The following is a 23590-nucleotide window of genomic DNA, read 5'->3' as shown; positions in this document are numbered from 1 at the left end:
ACGCTCGGAAAGCGGCGAGGAGTAACCGGAACTATCGGAAGCAGTCACGAAGGGCGTGGCCGAGTGGACAGAGATCAGCGGAGATAGAACTGCGTCTGCAGGAACTGCCGGTTGCGTTCGAACACGAGGAACACGGCCCCACGTGCGCCGTAGCGATCGATGGCGGCCGACGCCGCCTCCGCCGTCGCCACGCGGGACTGCCCCACCTGCACGATCACATCCCCTTCCTGGAGCCCGATCTCGTCACGAATCCGATCGGACACCTTGTACACGAGCGCCCCCTGATTCGACCCGATCCCGCGCTCCTGGCGAATGGCATCGGTCAGGGAGATGAGCTGCAGTTCACGCAGGACGGTCACCTTCTGGGCCGTGACCTCCGGCGCATCCGCCACCTGCAGCGCGAGCTTCAGCTCACGCCCACCACGACGGACGGTCACCGGCAACGTCTCGCCAACCCGCAGGTCGAGGAGCCGTGCCTCCCAATCGAACGGATTCCGGACCGGCCGAGTGCCCGCCTGCACGACCACGTCGCCCGGCTGCACGCCAGCCTTCTCGGCGGGGGAGCCCGGAACGACACGCGCCACGATCGCGCTCACCCGGGCCGCGTCGCGCGCGCTCTGGGCCTGCGGCGTCTGGAGCCGGACGCCAACCCACGGCTGACGCACGCTGCCGTGCTCCAGCAGGTCCTCCACGATGCGCTTGGTGCGATCGATAGGAATGGCGAACCCCAACCCCACCGACCCGCCGCTCGGCGAATAGATCGAGCTGTTCACGCCAATCACTTCGCCGGACGCGTTGACCAGTGGGCCGCCCGAGTTGCCCGGATTGATGGCGGCGTCGGTCTGAATCATGTCGACGTAGACCCCGCCGCCTTCGGCGCGTCCGGCCAGATTGCGCCCGACGGCGCTCACCACGCCGACCGACACGCTGGGCTCGTTGTTCGCGAGGACGAAGCCGAACGGATTGCCGATCGCGATCGTCCACTCACCGACGATCAGGTTGGACGAGGTCCCGAGGGGCGCGATGGGGAGATCCTTCGCCTTGATGCGGACCACGGCGAGATCGTTCGTCTCGTCCGCCCCCACGACCGTTGCGTCGTACGTGGTGCCGTCGCGCATGGCGACCTGCACCTTGGTGGCACCGGCGATCACGTGCGCATTCGTGACAATGACACCGTCGCCACGCACCACAAAGCCCGAGCCGATGCCGGCGTTGCGCCGCTCACCGGTGCGCCCGCCCATGAAGTACTCGAAGAAGTCGACCGGGACGCGCTCGACGGTCTCGGTCTGTACCGTGACCACGGCGGGCGCCACGCGCTCGACGGCGGTCGTGATGGCGGTGCGACGCGACGCATCGACCTTGGCGGCGGGCACGGGCCCGCTCGGCAGCGGCGACGCGGGCGGCAACGTGCGCGACTGTGCGCCGGACGCGGACGGGTTGGCCCCTTCGCACCCGACCAGGACGAGTGCGACCAGAGCGATCAGCGAGGAACGGGACAGCATATGCGAATCTCGACGGACGCGGGCGATTCGGCCGGTCATCACGCATCCCCCGCGAAACACGTCGCGGGGTAGGTGACGGCGCGCAGCGACAGGCCATGCGCCGGAGCCGGCGGTGACGTGTCGGCGTTGTCGGGTGCCACGAGGAGCCGCGCGATCGTGCCGCGCGGTCGGCGCCCAAGCGCCACGTCGATCATCGTCCCGACCAGAAATCGCACCATGTGATGGAGAAAGCGGTTTGCCGCAACTTCGAACACCCAGCCGCCGTCGCGAGGCACCCAGGCCGCGTGCTGAATCACGCAGCGGTGGTGATCATCGATCGGCGCCGTGTGAGCAACGGCAAAGGCGCGGAACGTGTGCTCGCCCAGCAGGCTCGCGGCCTCGGCGTGCAACGCGTCCGCCTCCAACGGGCGACGCACGAACCATTCGTACCGCCGCCGGAAAGGCGAACAGGCCTCCTCGTTCGTGCCCACAAGATAACCATATCGGCGGGCGGTTGCGCTGTAGCGCGGATGAAAATCCGCCGCCATCCGATGGGCCGACGCGACCCAGATCCCATCGGGGAGCAGGGCATTCATGGCGCGCCGAAGCGCCTCGGGCGTCCACTTTTCCGGGACCCGGACCCCGACCCCCTGCCCGTGGGCGTGTACCCCCGCATCGGTCCGGCCGGCCCCGATGGCCGGAATGTGCGTGCCACAGAGTCGGGCGAGCACCGCCTCCATCTCCCCCTGCACGGTGGGGACGTCGGGCTGTCGTTGCCAGCCGGCGAACGCCCCCCCGTCGTACTGGGTTACCAGAAGGATCGGTCGCGGGTCCATGGCGCGGGGAAGGTAGGCACCACCGCCCTTCGCTTCAACTCGGCCGTGCTCGGCCATTGCGCCGACGGCGCCAATCGCGTTTTCTCCCTGTCTCACGAACTCGCATGGCTCCCCGCTCCCTTTCCTCGCTCGCGCACTCGCTCGCCACCGTCGCCGATATCGACGGGGCGTTGGTCGCGCTCGGTGAAGCGGTGGCCGACCTCGACCGGGGCGCCCAGCTCGCCCTGATCGGCTATGACGCCCGGCGCGACATGCTGCACGAGCGGCTCGCGCCCGCGGGTGCGACGGTCGCCAAGAGCACGCTCGAAACGACCTTCGACCACCTCCCGGAGGGGGTGCGGACGAAGATTCTGAGCGGTGGGCCCTTCCACGACGTGCTCGACCGGTCGGCCGATTATCCCCGGCTCTTCGGATTCACGACGTCGATGGACGGCGGGGTGCTCGCGGTGCGTGGGCTCAAGGTCGAAGGCGTGTTGGGGGCCGTTCTGGCGCTCTACGAGCCGCGCAAGATCTTCGGCACCCGCACCACTGAGCGGCTCGCCCCGTCCGTGGCACTCTTTGACCTCGCGTATGCACGCCTCGCCGAACGCGACGCCCGCGAGGAAGCGGTGCGCACGCTGGAAGACGTGACCCAGCGGGTGCACGGGGAGTACGTCCGCCGGCTGGCGGCCCTCGAAGGCGAGCTGCGCGCCGCGCGCAATACCCCGCTGCAGAGTGGCTCGATCGAACCGGCCGAAGCGCTGACCCTCCGGGCCGAGGCCGCGCGCGCCACCGAGGAAGCGCGACGGTCCGGTCGCAAGGCTGAGCTCGCCGAGCGGCAGCTGGCGAGCGCGGTGGCCCAGCTCGAGCAGTCGCACATCGAACTGCATCGGCGGAGCGAAGCGCTGCGCCAGCGCTCGCGCACGCTCTATCTACTCGATCGTGCGCTGACCCTGAACGCCGAAACCAGCGATGCCCGTATGCTGGTCGACGGGCTGCTGGCGCTTGTCGGCGACGACATGCAGGCGCAGCGCTGTTCACTGATGCTGCGCGCGCCCGAGCCGGATCATCTCTATCTCGCCGCCGCGCGCGGGATCGCGCCGAACATCGTGGAAGGCATGCGCATTCGCGTGGGTGAAGGCGTCGCCGGCCGTGTGGCGGCCGCACGGCAGCCGTTGCTCGTGCAGGATGTGCGCGAAGCGTCGCAACATCCGCTCTTGCGCGATCAGTACTTCACCACCGGCAGCTTCATCAGCTTCCCGCTGGTGTACCACGACGAGTTGGTGGGCGTCGTGAACCTGACCAATCGCGCGCAGCGCGGGACGTACACCGATGAGGACGTGGAGCGCGTGCGGTTGCTCGGTCTCATCATCGCGCTGATTGCGACCCGCGCCCAGCTCCCCGAACGGTTGTTGGAGAGCCTGAATGTCCGGTGAGCCGGGCGCCGAGGCGCTCGCACGCGTCATTCGCGCGCTCGCCCTGCGGGAACCCGTGACCGGTGCGGCGCTACAGCAGGCCTTTGGCGTGATCATGCGGGGCGAAGGGACGTCCGCGCAGGTCGCGGCGCTGCTGATGGCGCTGCGCGTCAAAGGCGAAACCGCTGAGGAGGTCGCGGCCGTCGTGCGGGCGCTGCGGGAGGCGATGATCGTCCTTCCGGCCGACGCCCCAGGCGACCTGGTGGATACCTGCGGCACCGGCGGTGGCGCGCTCACCACCTTCAACATCTCCACCGCCGCGGCACTGCTGGCGGCCGGCATGGGGGTGCGGGTGGCGAAGCACGGCAACCGCTCTTTCACGAGCAAGTCCGGCAGCGCCGACGTGCTCGAGGCGCTGGGGGTCGCCATCGATCAGCCGCCGGCGAGCATGGCCCGCACGCTGCGCGAAGCCGGGATCGTGTTCATGTTCGCGCCGCTCATGCATCCGGCGCTCCGGCATGTTGGCCCGGTCCGTCGCGAACTGGCCATTCCCACCGTGATGAACATCGTCGGCCCGCTCGCGAACCCCGCCCGCGTCGGCCGTCAGGTCGTCGGCGTGGCGGAACGGGGGCGCCTCACGCTGATCGCCGATGCCCTGGCGGAGCTGGGCGCCGCGCGGGCGATGGTGGTGCACGGGGAGCCGGGCATGGACGAAGTGTCGCCCCTCGGGCTCACCGCGGTGCGCGAAGCGGTGCACGGCGCGATGCGCGAGTGGACGATCGACCCGGCGGACTTCGGGTACGAGGACATCGCCCTGACGGAGCTCGCGGGCGGCGATCCGGCACAGAACGCGGCGCTGGTGACACAGGTGCTGCAGGGTGACGGACCGCGCGGCGCGCAGGCGGCGGTGGTGCTCAACGCCGCGGCGGCGCTCTATGTGAGTCGCGATGACATTGCCTACGGTGACGCGGTGAGCACCGCCCGCGATGCGTTACGCGCGGGGGCAGGGTATACCGCGCTTGAACGGCTCCGGGCCGCCTCGCACGGCCCGGATACCGCTCAGTAACGTCGCAGCACGCCCACGACGATCCCCTGGATGCGGACGTCGTCTTCGTGGACGAACAGGGGCTGCATCGTCTCGTTGGCCGGCTGCAGCCGAATGCGGCCATCCCGCTCCCGGTAGTAGCGCTTGACCGTGGCCCCGGCGCCGTCGAGCAGGGCGATGACCATTTCACCGTTGTCCGCCGCCTGCTTGTCGTTGATCACGACGTAGTCGCCGTCGCGGATGTGCTCCTCGATCATGGAGTCGCCGCGAACGCGCAGCACATAGTGGCTGCCGCTCTTTCGCAGGAACCCATCGGGCACCGCCATGGTTTCGCCGGCGTGCATCGCTTCGATCGGCGCACCGGCCGCGACGCTGCCCAACAACGGCAGTTCCACCGCGCGCTGGTACATCTCCGAGGGCAGAATTTCGATGGCACGACTCTCGTTGTACGAGCGCTTGATGTACCCCTTGCGTTCGAGATTCGTGAGATGTTCGTGCACCGTCGCCAGCGAGTTATAGTTGAACTGCGAGGCGATCTCTTCGAAGCTCGGGGCATAGCCGTTCGCCTCGTTGTACTCCGACAGGAAACTCAGAATCTCCCGCTGTCGCTTCGTAAGCGGCATTGCAGCTCCACGTAGGGGGACGGGTGGCAGCCCGTAAAAAGGCCGAATCCAACCACCCGCCACGCTAACCGAAGACAGGCCGAAGTGCAAGGATTTTTTTCGTCGGGGCCCTGGACCTTCCCTGAAGGCACCCTCGGCGCCCTGACTCGCGAGGCCCACGAGCGGGCCGCGGCGGTGGTCGCCCGTCTCCCGGAGCTCCAGGCGCGCGCCCGCGATGCCGCCCGCGCCGCGCCGTTTGCCCCCACGCTCCGCGGCAGCCGGATCCGCGTGATCGCCGAGGTCAAGCGAGCCTCGCCGTCCAAGGGGGCCATCGCCCCCGGACTCGACGCGGTCGAGCAGGCCCGAGCCTACGTGGCCGGCGGCGCCGCGGCGATCTCCGTGCTCACCGAGCCCACGCGGTTTGGCGGCGCCCTCGAGGATCTGGCACGCGTCGCGGCCGCCGTGGCCGTCCCCGCCATCCGCAAGGATTTCCTCGTCCATCCGGTCCAGCTCTGGGAGGCCCGTGCCCATGGGGCCTCGGCGGCGCTGCTCATCGTGCGCGCCCTGAGTCCGGACGAACTGCCGCGCCTGATGGAGGCGGCCGCCGAGGCAGGGCTCGCCACGCTCGTGGAGGTGCGCGACGAGGCCGAGCTCGCTCGCGCGCTCGCCGTGGATGCCGCCGTCATCGGCGTCAACAATCGCAATCTCGAAACGCTGCTCATCGATCCGGCCACCGCGCCCCGCGTGATCGCGCAGATCCCCACCCGCTGCGTGGCGGTCGCCGAGAGTGGCATGCGCACGGTGGACGACGTCGCGCCGGCCGCGGCGGCGGGTGCCGATGCGATTCTCGTCGGGAGCGCGATTTCGGCGTCGAGTGATCCGGCGGGAGATGTGCGCGCGCTCGCGGGCGTGCCGCGCTCGACGAGCGCCCGCGCCTCCTCGTGATGACCGTCGCCGTCAAGATCTGCGGTCTCACGCGCCCGGACGACGCCGCGCAGGCCGTCGCCAGTGGTGCGGCGTATCTCGGCGCGATCCTCGCCGGCGGCCCGCGGCTGCTGACGTTCGATCAGGCACGCCACGTCCTGGGACCGCGGCGGCCGGGGGTGCAACGCGCCGCGGTGTTCGGTGACCAGTCCGACGCAGAGGTGCTGACGATCGCAGACGCCCTCGACCTCGATGTCATTCAGCTCCACGGGGCGCGGACACCAGCCGCCGTTCGTCAGCTGGCCGAGCAGTCCGGACGCACGGTGTGGCCAGTCCTGCGGGTCGCCGGTCCGGCCCTGCCACCCGAGGCCGAAGCGCTGGCCGCCGCGGCTGGCCATCTGGTGCTCGATGCCCTCGTGGTCGGGCAGCTCGGCGGCACCGGCGTGGCGCTGGACTGGGCCGGGCTTGCCGCCGATGTCACCGCCCTGCGCCGGGCGCTTCCTGATGGGCGAATCATCTTGGCGGGGGGATTACGCCCGTCCAACGTCGCGATGGCGATCCGGTTGCTTTCGCCGGACGTCGTGGACGTATCTTCCGGTGTCGAAACCGCACCCGGTCTCAAGGACGGGGCGCTGGTCCAACAGTTCGTAGCAGCGGCGCATGGCGCCGCGGAGACGGTGTGATGACGATGGTGGCGCACGAAGCAGCGGTGATCTCCGACCGGTTTGGGCCGTTCGGTGGTCGCTACGTCCCGGAAACGCTCATTCCGGCGCTCGACGAACTGGAGGCCGCGTTCGAGACCGCGCGCCATGATGCCGCGTTTCAGGCCGAACTGGCCGCGCTGCTGCATGAGTACGTGGGCCGGCCGACGGCCCTGACCTTTGCGCCGCGCCTCACGGAGCGCGTCGGCACGCCGGTGTGGATGAAGCGGGAGGACCTGAATCACACCGGTGCCCACAAGATCAACAACACGGTGGGTCAGGCGCTGCTCGCCATGCGCATGGGCAAGCGGCGCATCATCGCGGAGACGGGGGCCGGGCAGCATGGCGTGGCGACCGCGACGATCTGCGCCCGCTTCGGGCTCGAGTGCGTCGTCTACATGGGCGAGGAAGACATGCGGCGCCAGGCGCTGAATGTGTTCCGCATGCGCCTCATGGGCGCCACCGTGGTGCCGGTGACCTCGGGTACGCGGACGCTGAAGGATGCCACGACGGAAGCGATTCGCGACTGGGTGACCACCGTGAACACGAGCCACTACATCATCGGCTCGGTGGTGGGCCCGGCGCCGTATCCGCGCATGGTGCGCGAGTTCCAGTCGGTCATCGGCCGCGAAGCGCGGGCCCAGATGCTCGAGAAGACGGGCGCGCTCCCGCGCACGGTGGTGGCGTGCGTTGGCGGCGGGTCGAACGCGATGGGGATCTTTGCGGGCTTCGTCGCCGATGCCGACGTGGAGCTGGTGGGGGTGGAAGCCGCGGGTGATGGCCTCGACACCGATCGCCACAGCGCGTCGATCACCAAGGGCACGCCGGGCGTGCTGCACGGGTCGCTCAGCTACCTGCTGCAGGACGCCGCCGGTCAGGTGCATCCGGCGCACTCCATTTCCGCCGGCCTCGATTACCCCGGCGTGGGCCCCGAGCACGCCTGGCTGCACGACAGCGGACGGGCGCGCTATGAGGCGGTGACCGACACGGAGGCGTTGCGCGGCGTCGCGCTCCTCAGTCGTTTGGAGGGGATCATTCCGGCGCTCGAAACGGCGCATGCCGTGGCGTGGATCGAGAAGGCCGCGGGGCGGTGGAGCCAGGGCGAATCGGTCCTCCTCTGCGTCAGTGGGCGCGGTGACAAGGATGTCGGCACCATCAGTCAGCACGAACTCCCGGACGTCTGATCCCTTCATGACCGTTCTCCGGCACGACACCAGCGTACCGCCTTCCGTGGTCGAGGACGCCCTGCGCGCCCTCGCCAAGGCGTTCAGTGCCGTGCAGCTGTATCTGCCGAACAATCCGCAGCGCGCCCAACGGCTGCTCGAGGCGCGACAGGCCTTCTCGCTCTTGTGGCGGCAGGGCGAATCGGTGGAGATCGAAGTCCGCGAGAATGCGTTTCGCTACGGCAACGCCGTCGTGTACCAGGATGCCGAGCGCGGCTCCGATGCGCTGCCCTGGCTCCTGTACCGGGACGGCATTCGCGGCCTGACCTTCGCACCGGGGTTTGAAGAACGGGAGCTCGAGTCCTTCCTCGGGCTCGTGCAAGCGGCGCGCTCCGCCAACACGGACGACGACGACCTCGTCACGCTCCTGTGGGTCGCCGACTACCAGTGCCTGACGTACCGCTTTCTCGACAGCTTCGGTGGCGACATCGGGACGACGCCCGGCGAATCGGAGACCGAGGGACGACCGACGCTGCACGTGTACGACGAGTCGGCGGAGGCGGAGCAGACGAGTTCGTCGTTCATCCGCATGGAGGATTTCGACGGCGCGCTCTACTTCCTCGATCAGCGGGAGATCGCCACGCTGCAGGCTGAACTCGAGCGCGCGTATGCCGATGATCCACGGCGCGTCGTGCTCGACAGCCTACTCGACCTGATTGACGTGGGGCTTCCGGAGGAGGCCCGGCGCGAGGCATTCGAGGCGCTCGATACGCTCGTCGTGGAATTGCTGACGGCCGCCCAGTACGAGATGGTGGCCTACGCCCTGCGCGAGACCGCCAAAGCCGCCAAGCATCCGGGGCTCGACCCCGAACTCGTGGAGGCGCTGGGGGCCATCGCGCATCGCCTGAGTGAGCCGCGAGCCATGTCCCAGCTGCTGCTCGCCATCGACGACAGCGCGCGCACGCCCGCGATGTCGCTGCTCGAGGAGCTGTTCCGCGAGCTGCGGCCGTCGGCACTCGAGCCGCTCGTATTGTGGCTGGGTACGGCGGGTGCGTCCCCGGCGCGCGCGGCCGTGGAACGCGCCTCGCTGCGCCTCGCGGGCGCGCATCTCGCGGAATTGGCGCGCCTGCTCGAGCATCCGGAGACCGGCGTCGTGAAGGGCGCCCTCAAGATTGCGACGCAACTCGCCACGCCGGCCACCGTGCCCGGACTCGCCAAACTGCTGCGCAACGATGACGTCCGCATGCGTCTCGATGCGGTGAACGCACTCGCGAACGTCGGATCACCGGGAGCGCTGCAGGCGCTCGAGCGCGCGATCGATGATGCGGACCGCGAAGTGCGCGTGGCGATCTATCGCACCATCGCGGCGCGGAAGCATGCGGCCGTGCTCCCGCGCCTCCTCGCGGTGCTGCGCGCCAAGGAAACGCGGGCGACCGATCTCGGCGAGAAGATGGCGCTGTTCGAGGCGTTTGGATCGTTGTGCGGTGACGCCGGCGTCGCCGAACTCGATGCCATTCTGAACAGCAAGGGATTGCTCGGCGCCAAGGAGCCCCCGGAGTTCCGCGCCTGCGCCGCCCGGGCCCTCGGCCTGATCGGGACCCCCGCCGCGTTCGCCTCGCTGCAGAAGGCGAGCGACACCAAGGAAGTCGTCGTCCGCAGCGCCGTGCTGCGGGCCATGCGGGACGGCGCATGACCGGGCCGGGAACGCCGCTGTCATCCGCCGCGGTGCAGGGGGCTGGTCCCCAGCGCCATGGCCGCGCGCTCGTGATTGCCATGAACGCCGCGATTCGCGCGGTGCGGCTGTATCCGATCGAGAACGCCGCCGTACAGAAGGCCATCATCGAGCTGGGCAACGCCACCGAACGTGTCATCGACGCCGATGGGCAGTGCGAGCTCCGGTCGGTGGGGGACCAGTTCTTCGTCAACGACACGCGACTGCGGCTGGCCTTTGACAACTACGCAGCGGTCGCGTCGCTACTCGCCCTCTTCCGGAACGCGGGACTGGGCGGACTCAGCATCCCGGTGCCGCCGCCATCGCGCGCCTGGGTGGTACTGCTGTCGTTCCTGCACGCCCCGCCGGCGGACACGCCGGTCGAGGATCGCGCGGAGCGCCTGCGCGAGCGACTGGCACAGGCGGACATCGCCGCGTTCGAGCTGTTCGATCTCAGCGAGGTCGCAGACCGCGAGGAAGTCGAACCGAGTGCACGGGAACGGGCGCGTCGCACCTACGCGCGCTCCATCGAGGTGACCCGCGAGGTGCTCACGTCGGCGCGCCTGGGGCGCAGTCAGGGGCTGCGGCAGGCCAAACGGGCCGTACAGGGCATCGTGGACATGATCATGACCGACAGCGCATCGCTGCTCGGCATGACCACGCTGCGCGACTTCGATGAATACACCTTCGTGCACAGCGTGAACGTGTGCATCCTGTCGGTCGCACTCGGACGCCGCCTGGGTCTCACGAAAACGCAGCTGCTCGATCTCGGTCTCGCCTCGCTGCTGCACGACATCGGCAAGGCGCGCATTCCGCTCGAGGTGCTGAACAAGCAGGAGCCGCTCACCGAAGACGAAGTGGCGCTGATGCGCACCCACACCTGGCACGGGGTGCTCGCCCTCTTCTCCCTGCCCACCGGCGCGTTGCGCCCGTGGCGCGCGATGATCACGGCGTACGAGCATCACATGCGCATCGACCACAGTGGCTATCCCACCGTGGTCCGTCCGCGGACGCTCAACTTCTACAGCAAGATCATCGCGGTGGCCGATGCCTTCGATGCGGCCACCACCGAGCGCGTGTATCGCGACGCCGTCTGGACGCCACACGATGCCCTGCGCGGGATGCGCGACAATCCGCGGCTCGGCCTCGATCCCTCGCTGGTCAAGGCGTTCATCAATCTCGTGGGCATCTATCCCATGGGCAGCCTCGTCGTGCTCGACAGCTACGAACTGGCCGTGGTCATCGCCCCCAATCCCGACCCCACGGCGCTCTCGCGTCCGCTGGTGCAAATCATCATGGACGATCGCGGCAACTTCGTGGACCAGCCCGATCTCCTCGACCTCACCGAGCAGGACGAGAGCGGCCAGTACGTGCGCAGCGTGCTGCGTACCGAAGATCCTGAGCGCTATGCCATCCAACTCGGCGACTATTTCGCCTGATGCTGCTGTGACAACCTCGCGCCTTACGCAGCGCTTCGCTGACCTCAAGGCCGAGGGCCGCCGAGCACTCGTCGCCTACCTGACCGCCGGGCATCCGGACTTCGCCACCAGCGTGGCGTTGATGCGCGGCGTCGCCAAAGCGGGCGCCGATGTGATCGAGATCGGTGTGCCGTTCTCCGATCCGATGGCCGACGGTCCGGTCATCCAGCAGAGCTCGCAGATCGCGCTGGATCAGGGGATCACCCTCGAGCGCACGCTCGAGATCGTGGCCGAGGCGCAGGTGTCCGTGCCGGTCGTGCTGTTCAGCTATCTGAACCCGATCATCGCCGGTGGGCCGGACGTGCTCGCGCGCGCGCGCGCCGCTGGGGTAGACGGTGTCCTCGCGACCGACCTGCCCGTCGGTGCCGATCCGGTCCGCGAGGCGTGGTTCGGCGAAAGCGGCCTCGATTTTGTACGGCTGGTCGCCCCGACCACGCCGGCACCGCGCATGGCCGAGATTGGCCGACACGGCGGCGGGTTCGTGTACCTCATCAGCCGGCTGGGCGTCACCGGTGAGCGCGCATCGCTCCCCGAGGATTTGCCGGACACGGTGGCCCGGCTTCGTGGCGCCACCACGCTCCCCATCTGCATTGGTTTCGGCATCTCGACGCCCGAGCAGGCACAGGCCGCCGCCAAGCTTGGCGATGGCGTGGTGGTGGGCAGTGCGCTCGTGCGCGCGGCGGGCCGGTCGGTCGATGAGGCCATGGCGCTCACGGCCGCGCTGCGCCGCGGGATCGACGCCGCGTAACCGAGGCTTCCATCGTGACGGCAGGACAGGCGCCGGAGCTCCCGGCGTGGGCGATCGTCTCCGACAAGCGGCGGGCGCACATCGGCCGTGTCACCGCGTTGCTCGACACCTGGTCGGCGCAGTTGTCGCTCACCGGCGACGAGCGCGCGGCATGGCACGACGCCGGACGCTGGCATGATGCGCTGCGCGACGCCGACGAACCGACGCTGCGGCAGCTCACCGGCGATGCCGAGCGTCCGTATGGCCTCTTGCATGGACCGGCGGCAGCGGACCGACTGCTGGCCGAGGGCGAGCAGCGACAGGACGTGCTCGACGCGATTCGGTGGCATACCGTGGGCTTTGCCGGTTGGAGACGAACCGGACGGGCGCTCTACATGGCGGATTTTCTCGAGCCCGGACGCCAGTTCATGCAGGCCGATCGCGCCTTCCTCGCGGCGCGCGTCCCCGACGCCTTCGATGCGGTGTTTCGTCAGGTGGTGCGCTTGCGTCTCGAGTGGACCATCCGCGAAGGGAAGGGCCTCGCGCACGAAACCGTGACCCTCTGGAACGCGGTCCGGTAGCACGATGACCAGCGGAATGCCCAGCTGGCCGGGCGAGGGCCCGGCGGTTCCGTCGCGTGCACGACGCGGCGGCCTGCTGGTCGCGATTGTGGTGCTGCTCGTGGCGATTGCCGGCGGGTGGTGGTGGCTGCGTGACGACGCCGCGACGGCCGCGCCCAGCGGCGACGGCCCGGCGACGACGTCACCGGTCGCGGCGCTCGGCGATACGAGCGCGCAGGCCCCCGCGGGGACGCGCATCGTGGTGCGGGTGATCAACGCGACCAGTGTTCGGGGGCTCGCGCGTCGCGCCACGCTGTGGCTGCGCGACTTCGGCTACGACGTGGTGGACTTCGACAGTGCGCCCAAACTGGCGCGGACCGAGACGCTCATCGAAGTGCACACCGGCCACGAGGCCTGGGGCGAGCGCGTGCGGAAGGCCCTTGGCGTGGGACGCGTCTCCGCGCGTCCCGATACCTCACGCTACGTGGACCTCACGGTCTTCATCGGCAGCGACTGGCAACCGCCGACCGAGCCGCTCCGTCCGTAGCTGACCGCACGCGGCGGCGATGTCGAGGCCGCGGCTCCGCCGCACCGCCGTCTCCACGCCGCGGGCGCGCATGGCCTTGGCGAAGGCGGTGATCTGCGTGGTCGGCGTCGGCGTGAAGCCCATCGAGCCACCCGGGTGCAAGGGGATCAGATTGACGAACGCGCGACACTCGCGCGCGAGCTGCGCGAGCTGGGCCGCATGCTCGGGCTGATCGTTCACGCCACCCAGCATCACGTATTCGAACGTGACACGGCGGTCGAACACCTTCGCGGCATCGATCACCTCCGCCAACGGATACTTGGTGTTCACCGGCATGAGCGTCTGGCGCAACGCATCGCTGGGCGCATGAATCGAGATCGCGAGCCGGAACTGCTCCGGACGCGCGGCGAGCGCCTGAATGCCCGGCAGGACGCCAACGGTGGAGATCGTGATGTGGCGCGCGCCGATGCCCAGCGCACGCGGATCATTGAGCAGCGTGAGCGTCGGGCTCACCGCCTTCCAGTTCATGAGCGGCTCGCCCATGCCCATGAACACGATGTTCGTCGGCAGGATCGGTGGCGTCAGCATGCGCAGCTCGCGCACCTGCCCGGCGATCTCGGCGGGCGTGAGATTGCGCTGGAATCCCATCGCGCCAGTCGCGCAGAACGCGCACTGCAGCGCGCATCCGGCCTGCGACGAAATGCAGAAGGTCATGCGATCCCCGTCGGGGATCGCCACCGTCTCAATCAGCTGGCCATCATGCAGCTGAAACAGGAACTTCTCGGTCCCGTCACGCGACGCCTGGCGGGTCGCCAGCGGCAGTGAGGAGAGACGGAAATCCCCGGCGAGGGCCTCACGCAGGGCTTTCGGCAGCTCGGTGATGTCGTCGAACGTGCGCACCGGCTTCTGCCAGAGGCGCCCGAAGACCTGCGTGGCCCGATACGCGGGTTCACCGCGCGCGGCGAACCAGTCGCGCAGCACCGTGAGGGCGGCATCGGGTTCGAGGTCGAGCAGATCAGGGAGCGACGGAGCGGGCGCAGCAGGCATGAGTGGGCGAACGACGGATTACTGAAAAATCGAGCTCAGACTGAATTGATACACCGGACCGAGTCCGGCGGCGCCCTCTTCCCGCGCCAGGCCCACCACGTAGCGGCCATAGTGAAACGACAGCCCCGAGCGGATTCGGCTCACGGACCGCGCGCCGGCCGCCGTCTGAAACCAGCCTGCGCGCGCCTCGAGCCGATCGAAGCGCCCGGAGACATACGGCCCCTGCTCACGGGCTCCGCGGTTGACGCCGTTGTAGCTGTAGCCCAAGCGGGTCTCGCGCTGGGCGCTGGGCCCCAGCACGCGCGCATCCGCGGCGACGAGGAGGGCCGGCCGATCCTGGATCTCGCGCCCCGGGCGCCAGAGAAAACTCGAGACGGCCACCCGGGCGTGATTCCACGGCAGGTCGTCGGCGACGACGCCAAGATCGGCGGCCACGGCGCGCCCCTTGTCCACGTCTGCATGCCCGCTGCGATAGCGCACGGCCACCCCGGCGGTGAGGTGCGGCACCACTTCGCGCGCCGCGCCGACGCTGACCAGCGTGCTGTTGTACGGGATGTCGCCGATGGTCTGCGGGTCGGAGTCGGTACGCAGCAGCCCCGCCACGTTGGCCCGGGCCACGGAGAGCCCCAGCGTGACCCCACTCGGCCGGCGATACGACGCGCCGAAGAGCTGCCCGTCCACGCCTTGGTCCGACCCGGCGGAGAGCGACACCACGCCCAGCCGGAAGCGTTCGCCGCCCTTGAGCGCCATCGTGGCCGGGTTCCACAGGCCGACTCCAGGCTCCACCGCCAATGCGGCCGGTTCGTACACGGCCCCCAGCGGAAACTCCCAGAGATCGCGGGCCGGCACGGCTTGCGCCCTGAGCCCGCCAGCCCAGGCGCACGCCACCAGACCGCAGATGAGCATGCGGCGCATGGCGTCAACTAAGCGGAGCCGTGGAAAAATCGCTACCCCCGGGGGCGTAACGCGTTTACTTTTCAGCGTTTGCGCCCGCTCGGCCACGTCCGGCCGAGCCGCGTGGTGTGTCACCCCCGGGAGTTGCCTGTCGATGTCGTCAGTTACCGAGCCGTCTGTCCTCTCCACCTCGCTGCGTTCCGATCCGTGCGGCCTGCTGCGTCGCGCCGATGTGGGGCGCACGGTCCAGTTGGGGGGATGGGTGCATCGCAGCCGCGATCTGGGCGGGCTGGTGTTCATCGACCTGCGGGATAGAACCGGGCTCGTGCAGCTCGCATTCGGTCCGGCCTGGTCGCCCGCGGACGTGCAGACGCTGGCGGCGGCGGTCGGCGTCGAGTCGGTCGTGCTCTGCGAGGGTGAGGTGGTCGCGCGCGAAGCGGATCGCATCAACCCGGAGATGGGCACGGGTGAGATCGAGGTGCGCGTGAAGGCCATGCGCGTCGTGGGGCCGGCGGTGACGCCGGCGCTCCCCGTGGCCCGCGGGCGTGGGGACAAGATGCCGGCCGAGGAATTGCGCTTGCGGCATCGCTACCTGGACCTGCGCCGCCCGGAACTGCAGGAGAACCTGGTGCTGCGGCACCGCCTGCTGCAGGTCTCGCGCCGCTACCTGAGCGATCACGGCTATCTCGAGTTGGAAACGCCCATTCTCACCAAGCCCACCCCCGAAGGTGCGCGCGACTATCTCGTGCCCAGCCGCGTGCATCCGGGCGAGTTCTACGCGCTGCCGCAGTCGCCGCAGATCTACAAGCAGCTGTTCATGTGCTGCGGCTTCGATCGCTATTTCCAGATCGCCCGCTGCTTCCGCGATGAAGACCTGCGCGCAGACCGGCAGCCCGAATTCACGCAGATCGACATCGAAGCCTCGTTCGTGCAGGAGGAGGACATCCTGCATCTCGCCGAAGGGCTCGTCGCTGCGCTCTGGAAGGAAGCGGGCTACGAGGTGGCGACGCCGTTTGAGCGGATGACGTACGCCGACGCCATGGAGCGCTACGGCTGCGATCGTCCCGATCTCCGCTACGGCCTCGAGCTGCGCGACTACAGCGCGGTCTTCGCGGGCCTCGATTTCGCCGTGACCAAGACCGCCATGGAGAGGGGCGGGCGCGTACGCGGCTTGGTCGTGCCCGGTGGCGCGGCATGGAGCCGCAAGCAGGTGGACGAGTTGGAAGCGCTCGCGAAGGGCGCCGGGGCTGGCGGACTGTTGCGACTGCGCTTCGCCGACGGCGCCTACGATGGCCCGTTGGCCAAGTTCCTCACCGACGAAGCCAAGGCCGCGTTCGCGCTTGGCGAAGGCGATCTCGCGCTCTTTGTTGCGGCGGCCGATCGCATCAGTAGCCCGGCGCTCGATCGGGTGCGTCAGGAGTGTGCCCGCCGGTTGGAGCTCGTGGACGAGAAGGCCCGCCGCTTTCTGTGGGTCCTCGACTTCCCGATGTTCGAGGAAGATCCGGACACCGGCGCGCTCGCGGCGGTGCATCATCCGTTCACCTCGCCGAACGCCGCCGACATGGCCGCCTATCCCGACCAGCCGGCGAAGTGGCGTGCCGTGGCCTACGACTGTGTGCTGAACGGCACGGAACTGGGTGGCGGTTCGATCCGCACGAGTGACCCGGCCGTGCAGTCGCGCATGTTCGCGCTGCTCGGCATTGGCAACACCGACGAGCAGGAGCGGCGGTTCGGCTTCCTGCTCGAAGGGCTGCGCGCCGGAGCCCCGCCGCATGGCGGCCTCGCGTTCGGCTTTGATCGCATCGCGATGCTGCTCTCCGGTGCGCCCTCGCTGCGCGACGTGATCGCCTTCCCGAAGACGACGGCCGCCCGGTCGCTGTACGAAGGCGCTCCGGTGGCCGTCCCGGCCGTGGACCTCGACGAGCTGCACATCGCGGTCAAGCCCGCCTCGGCAGGTCAGGCGTCGTGAGTGATCCGCGTGGAGAGGCGCCAGTCACGGCGCGGGTGTCCGTCGAGGGCGCCGATCTGCAGACGCTGGCCGGTGTCAACGACAGCAATCTCGTGGAACTCGGACGCGTCACGGGGGCCCGCGTGGCCCTCCGCGGCGATCATCTCTCGCTGACGGGCGATATCGAAGCGGTGACCAAGGCCGAAGGCGTCGCCGTGGCGATGGTGGCCATGGTCCGCGACGGGAAGGCCGTCACCGCCGACGATGTGCTGCGGCTCGCGTTGAGTGAGCGCCCCAGCGAGGCCCCGGGCGCGACCAATGGACAGCTCGTCCTGCCTGGCGCGCGCCGTGGCGTGCAGGCCAAGACCGCCGGCCAGGCCGAGTATCTCAAGAAGATCGCCGAGCACGACATCGTCATCGGCATCGGCCCCGCCGGCACGGGCAAGACCTATCTGGCCGTGGCCGCGGCGGTGGACGCGCTGATGCGCAAGCGCGTCCGGCGCATCGTGCTCGCGCGCCCCGCGGTAGAAGCGGGCGAAAGTCTCGGCTTCCTGCCCGGTGACATGCAGGCCAAGGTAGACCCGTATCTCCGTCCGCTCTACGATGCGCTCGACGATCTCATCCCGTTCGAGCGCATCCAGAAGCTCATCGAATCGCGTACCATCGAAGTGGCGCCCCTCGCGTTCATGCGCGGCCGGACGCTGGGCGATTCGTTCGTGATTCTCGACGAAGCGCAGAATGCCACCGGCATGCAGATGAAGATGTTCCTGACGCGCCTGGGCGTGAACTCGAAGATCGTCATCACCGGCGACAAGACCCAGGTGGACCTGCCGCGTCGGGAAGATTCGGGGCTCATGCAGGTCGAGCGTATCCTGCACGGCATCGACGGCATCAGCTTCCACTATTTCACGGAAGCCGACGTGGTGCGCCATCGCCTGGTGCGCGACATCATCCGCGCCTACAACGAAGACGCCGCCGGAGGTGGCGGGTGAGCCCGGCCCGAAGTCCTCGCCTGGCACCGCCGCGTCCGGAGCCACGGGCCGTCTCCGTGAGCGCCGACGCCGTGCGCGTGCCGGTGTCGCGCGCGGCCCTGAGCGAGCTCTCGCGCCGCGTGCTGCAGGCCTGCAAGGTGCCCCGCGCAATGCTCTCGATCACGTTCGTTGCGCCGCGCGCGATGGCCGCGATCAACCGCAAGCATCTCGGCCATCAGGGCCCGACCGATGTCATCACGTTCGCGCTCGGACAGGATCCGGGCGGCGTCGTGATCGGCGACATCTACATTTGCCCGGACGTGGCGCGCGCGCAGGCGCGCGAGCATGGCGTCGGGGTGCGCGAGGAGATCGCGCGCCTTGTCGTGCATGGCACGTTGCACGCGTGCGGGTTCGAGCATCCCGAAGATGAGGGACGCACGACGTCGCCAATGTGGCGACGCCAGGAGCAGCTGCTGAAGCGCTTCTGGTTGACTCCGACCCGCTCGGCATGAGTGCAGTCGCCTGGGGGCTGGCCGCAGCGGGTGCTGCGGTGGCGGCGGTATCGGCGGTGGCCGATGGCGCCTTGCTCTCGGATCCACCTGCCAATCCTGCGGCCACGCCGGAGCGCACCCCCTTTGCGCCGGCGCCGGCCGTGGCGCGTTCCGTCCCCGCCCGCGAGCAGGCGCATCGTGCGCTCGCCTTCGCGCGGGTGCTGGGGCATCTCGCGGCGGGCGCCGGGCTGGCGCTGGCCCTCAACCTCGCCGCTGAAGGACGCCTCGATCGCATCGCGGCGCTGATCGGCCTGGGGCTGGCCACGGTGCTGGTCGCAGAAACGCTCGCCCGCATGGTCGGCGACGCGCTCGGCGAAGATGCCGCGGAGCGCCTGCAGGGGTTCACGGGGGTCGTGGAGCGGCTGCTCTCGCCGATCGTGCGGCTCGGGAACTGGGTCGACGGATTGTTCGCCGAAGTGGTCACGCCCGAAGAAGCCACACAGGAGCGGCGCGAAGAAGCCGCCGCGCAGTTCCGCGAGGTCATCGCCGCCGAGACGGACGTGTCGGGGGATGAGCGTGACCTGCTGTTGGGCGTGTTCGAATTCGGCGAGACGACGGCCGAAGAAGTCATGGTGCCGCGCGTCGACATTCTCGGCGTCGAGCGCGAGACGCCCTGGTCGGAGGTGCTCGATCGCGTGCGCAGCGCGCAGCATTCCCGCGTCCCCGTCTATGATGGGACGATCGACGAGATCGTCGGCATTTTGTATGTGAAGGATCTGCTGCCCGCCGTGCTCGCCGACGAGGAACCCGACGGTGGGTGGACGGCACTGGTTCGCGCCCCGCACTTCATCCCGACCTCCAAGCGCATCGCCGATCTGTTGCGGGAGTTCCGTCAGCAGCGCCGCCATATCGCGGTGGTGGCCGACGAGTATGGCGGCACCGCGGGGCTCGTCACGATCGAAGACGTGCTCGAAGAGCTGGTCGGCGAGATTCGCGACGAGTACGACGACGAGGAGCGCCAGGTCGAGCACGAGGAGGAGACGCGCTTCTGGGTGTCGGGACGCCTGACGCTCGACGACCTGTCGGCGGCGTTGCAGTACGACTTCACGCGCGACGACGTGACGACCGTGGGCGGTCTGGTGCTCGAGCTGCTCGGTCGCGTCCCGCGCGCCGGCGAAACACTCGTGATCGGCCCGTTCAAGGTGATCGTGGAGCGGGTGGTGCGCCGCAAGATCGAGCGCGTGTATCTCGAGCGACAGGACGTCGAGGATGACGCGGCCAGCGCGGAGGAGGGCGCATGACCGGGCTGGCGATGACCCTGGCCGTCCTCCTGATGGCGCTCCTGACGATGAGTGCCACCGCCGTCCGCGCCGTGAGCCGCCTGTGGCTCCGGCATTGGATCGAGCATCGCGCCGGCGGTGCCGATGTCATGACGCGCTATCTCGAGCGCCCGATGCGCCTGGTCCACGCGGCGGGGACGGCGGGCATGCTCGTGGTGTTCGCGACCGGTTCGTTCATCGCGATGGCCGATGGCGTACGGACCTGGGTCTTTGCACGCGACGTGGTGGCGTTCCTCGTCGGCCTGCTCATTGTCGGTCAGCTGCTGCCGCGCGCGATCGGGCGACGGTGGGCCCCGAAGCTGGTCCCGGTGGTCGTGCCGCTGCTCCGCCTGGTCGATATCGCGCTGGCGCCGTTCCATGCCCTCGCCGCCGCCGTGGGGCGCGCCGTGCGCCGCCGCCATGTGGCGCGCGAAGCCGACGACATGAAGGAGGGGCTCGAGGAGCTGCTGCGCGACGGCACCTTCAGCGATATCGGGACGACCGAGGAGATGGCGATCATCTCGGGGGTCGTGCAGTTCGGCGACAAGAGCGTGCGGGACGTGATGACGCCGCGGGCCGAGGTGTTCATGCTCGACGAATCGCTCTCCGCCGCGGAGCTGGCCCGACAGGTGGCGGCGAGTGGCTACAGTCGCGTGCCGGTGTACAAGGGGCAGCCCGATACGATCAGCGGCATGGTGCACGTGTTCGACGTGTTCAAGGGCCGTGGTGAATCGCGTCCCCCGGTCCGTCCTGTTTCAGTAACGAGTCCCGCCACGCCGGCCAAGGAGCTTCTGTTCAGCCTCCTGCGCACGCGGCGCCAGTTGGCGATTGTTCAGGATGGGCAGACCATGGTCGGTCTGGTCACCCTCGAGGACCTGCTCGAGGAACTCGTGGGAGATATCCGGGATGAGCATGACGACAGCACCGACTGACGCCCCCGCCACTTCGACGTCGCCGCTCGCGCGGCTGCTCGAGCAGTTCCGCGCGGGCAAACCCGCCGCGCTGGCCCGTGCCGTCAGTATCGTCGAGAACCATCGCGCCGGCTTCGAGCACGTGCTCGCCGCCCAGCATGCGGTGCTCGGGCGCGCCAAGCGCATCGGCATTACCGGCCCGCCGGGCGCGGGGAAGAGCACCCTCACCACGCGCCTCGCCAAACACTATCGCGAGCTCGGACGCACGGTCGGCATTGTCGCCGTCGATCCCACGTCGCCGTTCACCGGCGGGGCCCTGCTGGGCGACCGCATTCGCATGGAAGAGATCGCGCTCGATCCGGGCGTGTTCATTCGGTCCATGGCCACGCGCGGCTCCCTCGGCGGCCTGGCCACGGCGACCCGCGAGGTGTGCGATGTGCTCGACGGCTTCGGCAAGGACATCATCCTGATCGAGACCGTGGGGGTCGGGCAGAGTGAGCTGGATGTCGCCCGCGCGGCGGACTCCACCCTTGTCGTCCTGGTCCCCGAGTCGGGTGACTCCATCCAGACGCTCAAGGCGGGCGTGATGGAGATCGCCGATGTCTACACGGTGAACAAGGCCGATCGCCCCGGCGCCGACCGGCTGCGCAACGACATCGAGTTGATGCTGGGCCTCCGGGCCGGCGCGACGATGCAGAACGTCCCCGCCCATCACGGCGTAGATCTCCGGAGCCTGCCCGATCGGGACGCCGCCCGCGATGCCATGAATCCGGCGCGCGCGGCCCGCCGTGCGGCGCAGGAAGAGATGCCCGAGCAGTGGACCCCGCCCGTGCTGCGTTCAGTCGCGGCGCAGAACGAGGGGGTGGCCGAGATCGCGGACGCCCTGGATCGGCATTTCCGCTATCTTGAAGGCAGTGGGGAGTTGCGGGCCCGGCGCCGGGCCCGTCTCCGTGAACGAGTGATGGAAGTGGTGGAGCAGCAGGTCCGGCAGCGCCTCTGGCAGGACCCGGAGACGCTCGCCTGGCTGGATGCGCAGCTCGACGCGTTGGAAGCTGGTACGCTGGTCCCCTTTGCCGTGGCCGACGCCCTCCGGGCCCGGAGTGCAGCCCTTCTTACCGGCGCGAACTTCGCGCCGCATCAGGATCTGAGCGCATGACGACGATTCGCGAGCTCGAGGACGTAGTCCGGCAGCAGCAGGACGAACTCGACGCGCTGCGGCGCGAAGTGGCCGCGTGGCGTGGGCAGTACGACGCCGGCCGCAAGCGCGACATTGCCTTCACGAACTCGGCCACCGAAGTGGCGCCGCTCTTCACCGCGCTCGACCTGGAAGACTCGGCGGGCACGGCCTTCGAACTGCCCGGCCAGTGGCCGTTCACGCGCGGCATTCACCCCACCGGCTATCGCGGCAAGCTCTGGACGATGCGCCAGTTCGCCGGCTTCGGCACGGCCCGAGAAACCAACCAGCGGTACAAGTTCCTGCTCTCGCAGGGACAAACCGGTCTCTCGGTCGCGTTCGACTTCCCGACGCTGATGGGCTACGACAGCGACCACGCGCGCTCGGAAGGCGAAGTGGGGAAGTGTGGCGTCGCGATCTCGTCGCTCGCCGACATGGAAGAGCTCTTCGAGGGGATTCCGCTCGACAAGGTCTCGACGTCCATGACGATCAACGGCCCGGCGATCATTCTCCTCTGCTTCTACATCGCCGCCGCCGAAAAGCAGGGCGTCAGTGCCGACAAGCTGCAGGGCACGGTGCAGAATGACATCCTGAAGGAGTACATGGCGCAGCATGCCTGGTGCTTCCCCATCGAGCCCGCGCTGCGACTGATCGTGGACGGCTTCGAGTGGTGCGCCACGCACGCGCCGAACTGGAACACCATCTCCATCTCGGGCTACCACATCCGCGAAGCCGGTGCCACCGCGGCGCAGGAGCTCGCGTTCACGCTCGCCGACGGCTTCACCTACGTGGAGCGTGGCATCGCACGTGGCCTCGACGTGGATGAGTTCGCGCCGCGCCTCTCGTTCTTCTGGGACATCCACAACGACTTCTTCGAGGAAATCGCCAAGCTGCGCGCGGCGCGCCGCATCTGGGCGCGCCACCTCAAGGAGCGCTACGGTGCCAAGAATCCGCGCTCATGGATGATGCGCTTCCACTCGCAGACCGCCGGCGTGACGCTCACCGCGCAGCAGCCGATGAACAACGTCGTGCGCGTGGCCTATCAGGCGCTCGCGGCGGTGCTCGGCGGCACGCAGTCGCTGCACACCAACTCCATGGACGAGACGCTCTCGCTCCCCACGGAGCCGGCGGTGCAGGTCGCGCTGCGCACGCAGCAGATCCTCGCCTACGAAACGGGCATCCCCAACGTGATGGACCCGCTGGGCGGTTCGTACTATGTCGAAGCGCTGACCGATCAGCTCGAGCGCGAGGCGGAATCGCTGTTCGCCCAGATCGATGAGGTGGGCGGCGTGGTGAAGGGGCTCGAGGAAGGCTGGTTCCAGAAGCGCATCAACGAAAGCGCGGCGCGCCAGCAGTGGGAGATCGAGCAGCACCGCAAGCTGGTCGTCGGCGTGAATGAGTTCGTGACCGAAGAGCCCGAGCTCTCCATCCCGACGCTCAAGATCGGCGCCGAGGCCGAGCAGGAGCAGCGCCAGAAGATGGCCAAGCTGCGCGCTTCGCGTGACAACGCGCTGTGCACCGCGCGCCTCGATCGCCTGCGCGAGGCCGCGCGCGGCAGCGAGAATGTCGTCCCGCACATCCTCGCCTGCGCACGTGCCTACTGCACGCTCTACGAAATCCGCGCCGCGCTGGAGGATGTCTTCGGCGCGTATCGGGAGCCCGTCTTCTTCTGATGACGCGCACCGCC

The 23590-nt window shown here is 69.1% G+C and carries 22 protein-coding genes; 17 read left to right on the top strand and 5 right to left on the bottom strand.

The features are described 5' to 3' along the window. Positions 1 to 74: 74 nt before the first annotated feature. On the bottom strand, positions 75 to 1502 hold the full coding sequence (locus K2R93_04695) for a trypsin-like peptidase domain-containing protein (GenBank protein ID MBY0489117.1): 1428 nt from the start codon (positions 1500 to 1502) through the stop codon (positions 75 to 77). 38 nt (positions 1503 to 1540) lie between these two features. Further along, positions 1541 to 2317, bottom strand: coding sequence for a tRNA pseudouridine(38-40) synthase TruA (gene truA / locus K2R93_04690; GenBank protein MBY0489116.1), 777 nt, complete (start codon positions 2315 to 2317; stop codon positions 1541 to 1543). Between the two features lie 104 nt (positions 2318 to 2421). Between truA and K2R93_04685 the strand changes: the two genes are divergently transcribed. Both K2R93_04685 and trpD read left to right on the top strand, forming a co-directional pair. After that, positions 2422 to 3732: a GAF domain-containing protein gene (locus tag K2R93_04685; GenBank protein MBY0489115.1), complete on the top strand. Its 1311-nt coding sequence runs from the start codon at positions 2422 to 2424 to the stop codon at positions 3730 to 3732. Continuing rightward, positions 3722 to 4777, top strand: a complete 1056-nt coding sequence (trpD, locus tag K2R93_04680) for an anthranilate phosphoribosyltransferase (protein MBY0489114.1) — start codon at positions 3722 to 3724, stop codon at positions 4775 to 4777. Before K2R93_04685 ends, trpD begins: the two co-directional genes overlap by 11 nt. Here trpD and lexA read toward each other — a convergent pair. Then, complete coding sequence (lexA, locus tag K2R93_04675) at positions 4771 to 5379, bottom strand: transcriptional repressor LexA (GenBank protein ID MBY0489113.1); 609 nt, start codon at positions 5377 to 5379, stop codon at positions 4771 to 4773. The two genes, trpD and lexA, sit on opposite strands and share 7 nt — an antisense overlap. Positions 5380 to 5463: 84 nt before the next feature. Between lexA and K2R93_04670 the strand changes: the two genes are divergently transcribed. From K2R93_04670 to K2R93_04635, 8 genes are read left to right on the top strand one after another with little or no spacing between them, the layout of a single operon-like run. Further along, complete coding sequence (locus K2R93_04670; GenBank protein ID MBY0489112.1) at positions 5464 to 6303, top strand: indole-3-glycerol phosphate synthase TrpC; 840 nt, start codon at positions 5464 to 5466, stop codon at positions 6301 to 6303. Further along, positions 6303 to 6965 carry a phosphoribosylanthranilate isomerase gene (locus K2R93_04665; GenBank protein MBY0489111.1) on the top strand — a complete coding sequence of 221 codons (663 nt, stop codon included), beginning with the start codon at positions 6303 to 6305 and terminating at the stop codon, positions 6963 to 6965. The genes K2R93_04670 and K2R93_04665 overlap by 1 nt, the downstream gene beginning before the upstream one ends. Then, the gene (trpB, locus tag K2R93_04660) at positions 6965 to 8167 is read left to right on the top strand and encodes a tryptophan synthase subunit beta (protein MBY0489110.1); all 1203 of its coding nucleotides are present in this window, start codon (positions 6965 to 6967) and stop codon (positions 8165 to 8167) included. The genes K2R93_04665 and trpB overlap by 1 nt, the downstream gene beginning before the upstream one ends. A gap of 7 nt (positions 8168 to 8174) precedes the next feature. Then, a complete protein-coding gene (locus tag K2R93_04655) occupies positions 8175 to 9839 on the top strand; it encodes a HEAT repeat domain-containing protein (protein MBY0489109.1) in 1665 nt (554 codons plus the stop codon). Continuing rightward, on the top strand, positions 9836 to 11296 hold the full coding sequence (locus K2R93_04650; GenBank protein MBY0489108.1) for an HD domain-containing protein: 1461 nt from the start codon (positions 9836 to 9838) through the stop codon (positions 11294 to 11296). Before K2R93_04655 ends, K2R93_04650 begins: the two co-directional genes overlap by 4 nt. Before the next feature lie 7 nt (positions 11297 to 11303). Then, positions 11304 to 12083: a tryptophan synthase subunit alpha gene (gene trpA / locus K2R93_04645; GenBank protein MBY0489107.1), complete on the top strand. Its 780-nt coding sequence runs from the start codon at positions 11304 to 11306 to the stop codon at positions 12081 to 12083. 14 nt (positions 12084 to 12097) lie between these two features. Next, positions 12098 to 12643, top strand: a complete 546-nt coding sequence (locus K2R93_04640; protein ID MBY0489106.1) for a hypothetical protein — start codon at positions 12098 to 12100, stop codon at positions 12641 to 12643. A 4-nt stretch (positions 12644 to 12647) separates the two neighbouring features. Beyond that, positions 12648 to 13169, top strand: a complete 522-nt coding sequence (locus K2R93_04635) for a LytR C-terminal domain-containing protein (protein MBY0489105.1) — start codon at positions 12648 to 12650, stop codon at positions 13167 to 13169. On the opposite strand, the gene rlmN is transcribed toward K2R93_04635, so the two are convergent. After that, positions 13098 to 14195, bottom strand: a complete 1098-nt coding sequence (gene rlmN, locus K2R93_04630; protein ID MBY0489104.1) for a 23S rRNA (adenine(2503)-C(2))-methyltransferase RlmN — start codon at positions 14193 to 14195, stop codon at positions 13098 to 13100. The genes K2R93_04635 and rlmN overlap by 72 nt on opposite strands. Before the next feature lie 18 nt (positions 14196 to 14213). Further along, positions 14214 to 15110 carry a hypothetical protein gene (locus K2R93_04625; GenBank protein MBY0489103.1) on the bottom strand — a complete coding sequence of 299 codons (897 nt, stop codon included), beginning with the start codon at positions 15108 to 15110 and terminating at the stop codon, positions 14214 to 14216. 133 nt (positions 15111 to 15243) lie between these two features. Between K2R93_04625 and aspS the strand changes: the two genes are divergently transcribed. From aspS to K2R93_04590, 7 genes are read left to right on the top strand one after another with little or no spacing between them, the layout of a single operon-like run. Continuing rightward, positions 15244 to 17058 (top strand): aspartate--tRNA ligase, encoded by a 1815-nt coding sequence (aspS, locus tag K2R93_04620; GenBank protein ID MBY0489102.1) that lies wholly within the window; start codon positions 15244 to 15246, stop codon positions 17056 to 17058. Continuing rightward, complete coding sequence (locus K2R93_04615) at positions 17055 to 18029, top strand: PhoH family protein (protein ID MBY0489101.1); 975 nt, start codon at positions 17055 to 17057, stop codon at positions 18027 to 18029. Before aspS ends, K2R93_04615 begins: the two co-directional genes overlap by 4 nt. 56 nt (positions 18030 to 18085) lie before the next feature. Continuing rightward, a complete protein-coding gene (ybeY, locus tag K2R93_04610) occupies positions 18086 to 18520 on the top strand; it encodes an rRNA maturation RNase YbeY (protein MBY0489100.1) in 435 nt (144 codons plus the stop codon). After that, positions 18517 to 19800 carry a hemolysin family protein gene (locus K2R93_04605; GenBank protein ID MBY0489099.1) on the top strand — a complete coding sequence of 428 codons (1284 nt, stop codon included), beginning with the start codon at positions 18517 to 18519 and terminating at the stop codon, positions 19798 to 19800. Before ybeY ends, K2R93_04605 begins: the two co-directional genes overlap by 4 nt. Continuing rightward, a complete protein-coding gene (locus tag K2R93_04600; protein ID MBY0489098.1) occupies positions 19797 to 20750 on the top strand; it encodes a CBS domain-containing protein in 954 nt (317 codons plus the stop codon). Before K2R93_04605 ends, K2R93_04600 begins: the two co-directional genes overlap by 4 nt. Then, entirely contained in the window at positions 20725 to 21885 is a 1161-nt protein-coding gene (gene meaB, locus K2R93_04595) for a methylmalonyl Co-A mutase-associated GTPase MeaB (protein ID MBY0489097.1), read from the top strand. Before K2R93_04600 ends, meaB begins: the two co-directional genes overlap by 26 nt. Then, positions 21882 to 23576 (top strand): methylmalonyl-CoA mutase, encoded by a 1695-nt coding sequence (locus tag K2R93_04590; GenBank protein ID MBY0489096.1) that lies wholly within the window; start codon positions 21882 to 21884, stop codon positions 23574 to 23576. Before meaB ends, K2R93_04590 begins: the two co-directional genes overlap by 4 nt. Positions 23577 to 23590: the final 14 nt, after the last annotated feature.

The organism is Gemmatimonadaceae bacterium, from assembly GCA_019752115.1.
Lineage (GTDB): Bacteria > Gemmatimonadota > Gemmatimonadetes > Gemmatimonadales > Gemmatimonadaceae > Gemmatimonas.
Note: the sequence above shows the minus strand (reverse complement) of the source record. Positions and strands in the feature narration are given on the sequence as shown.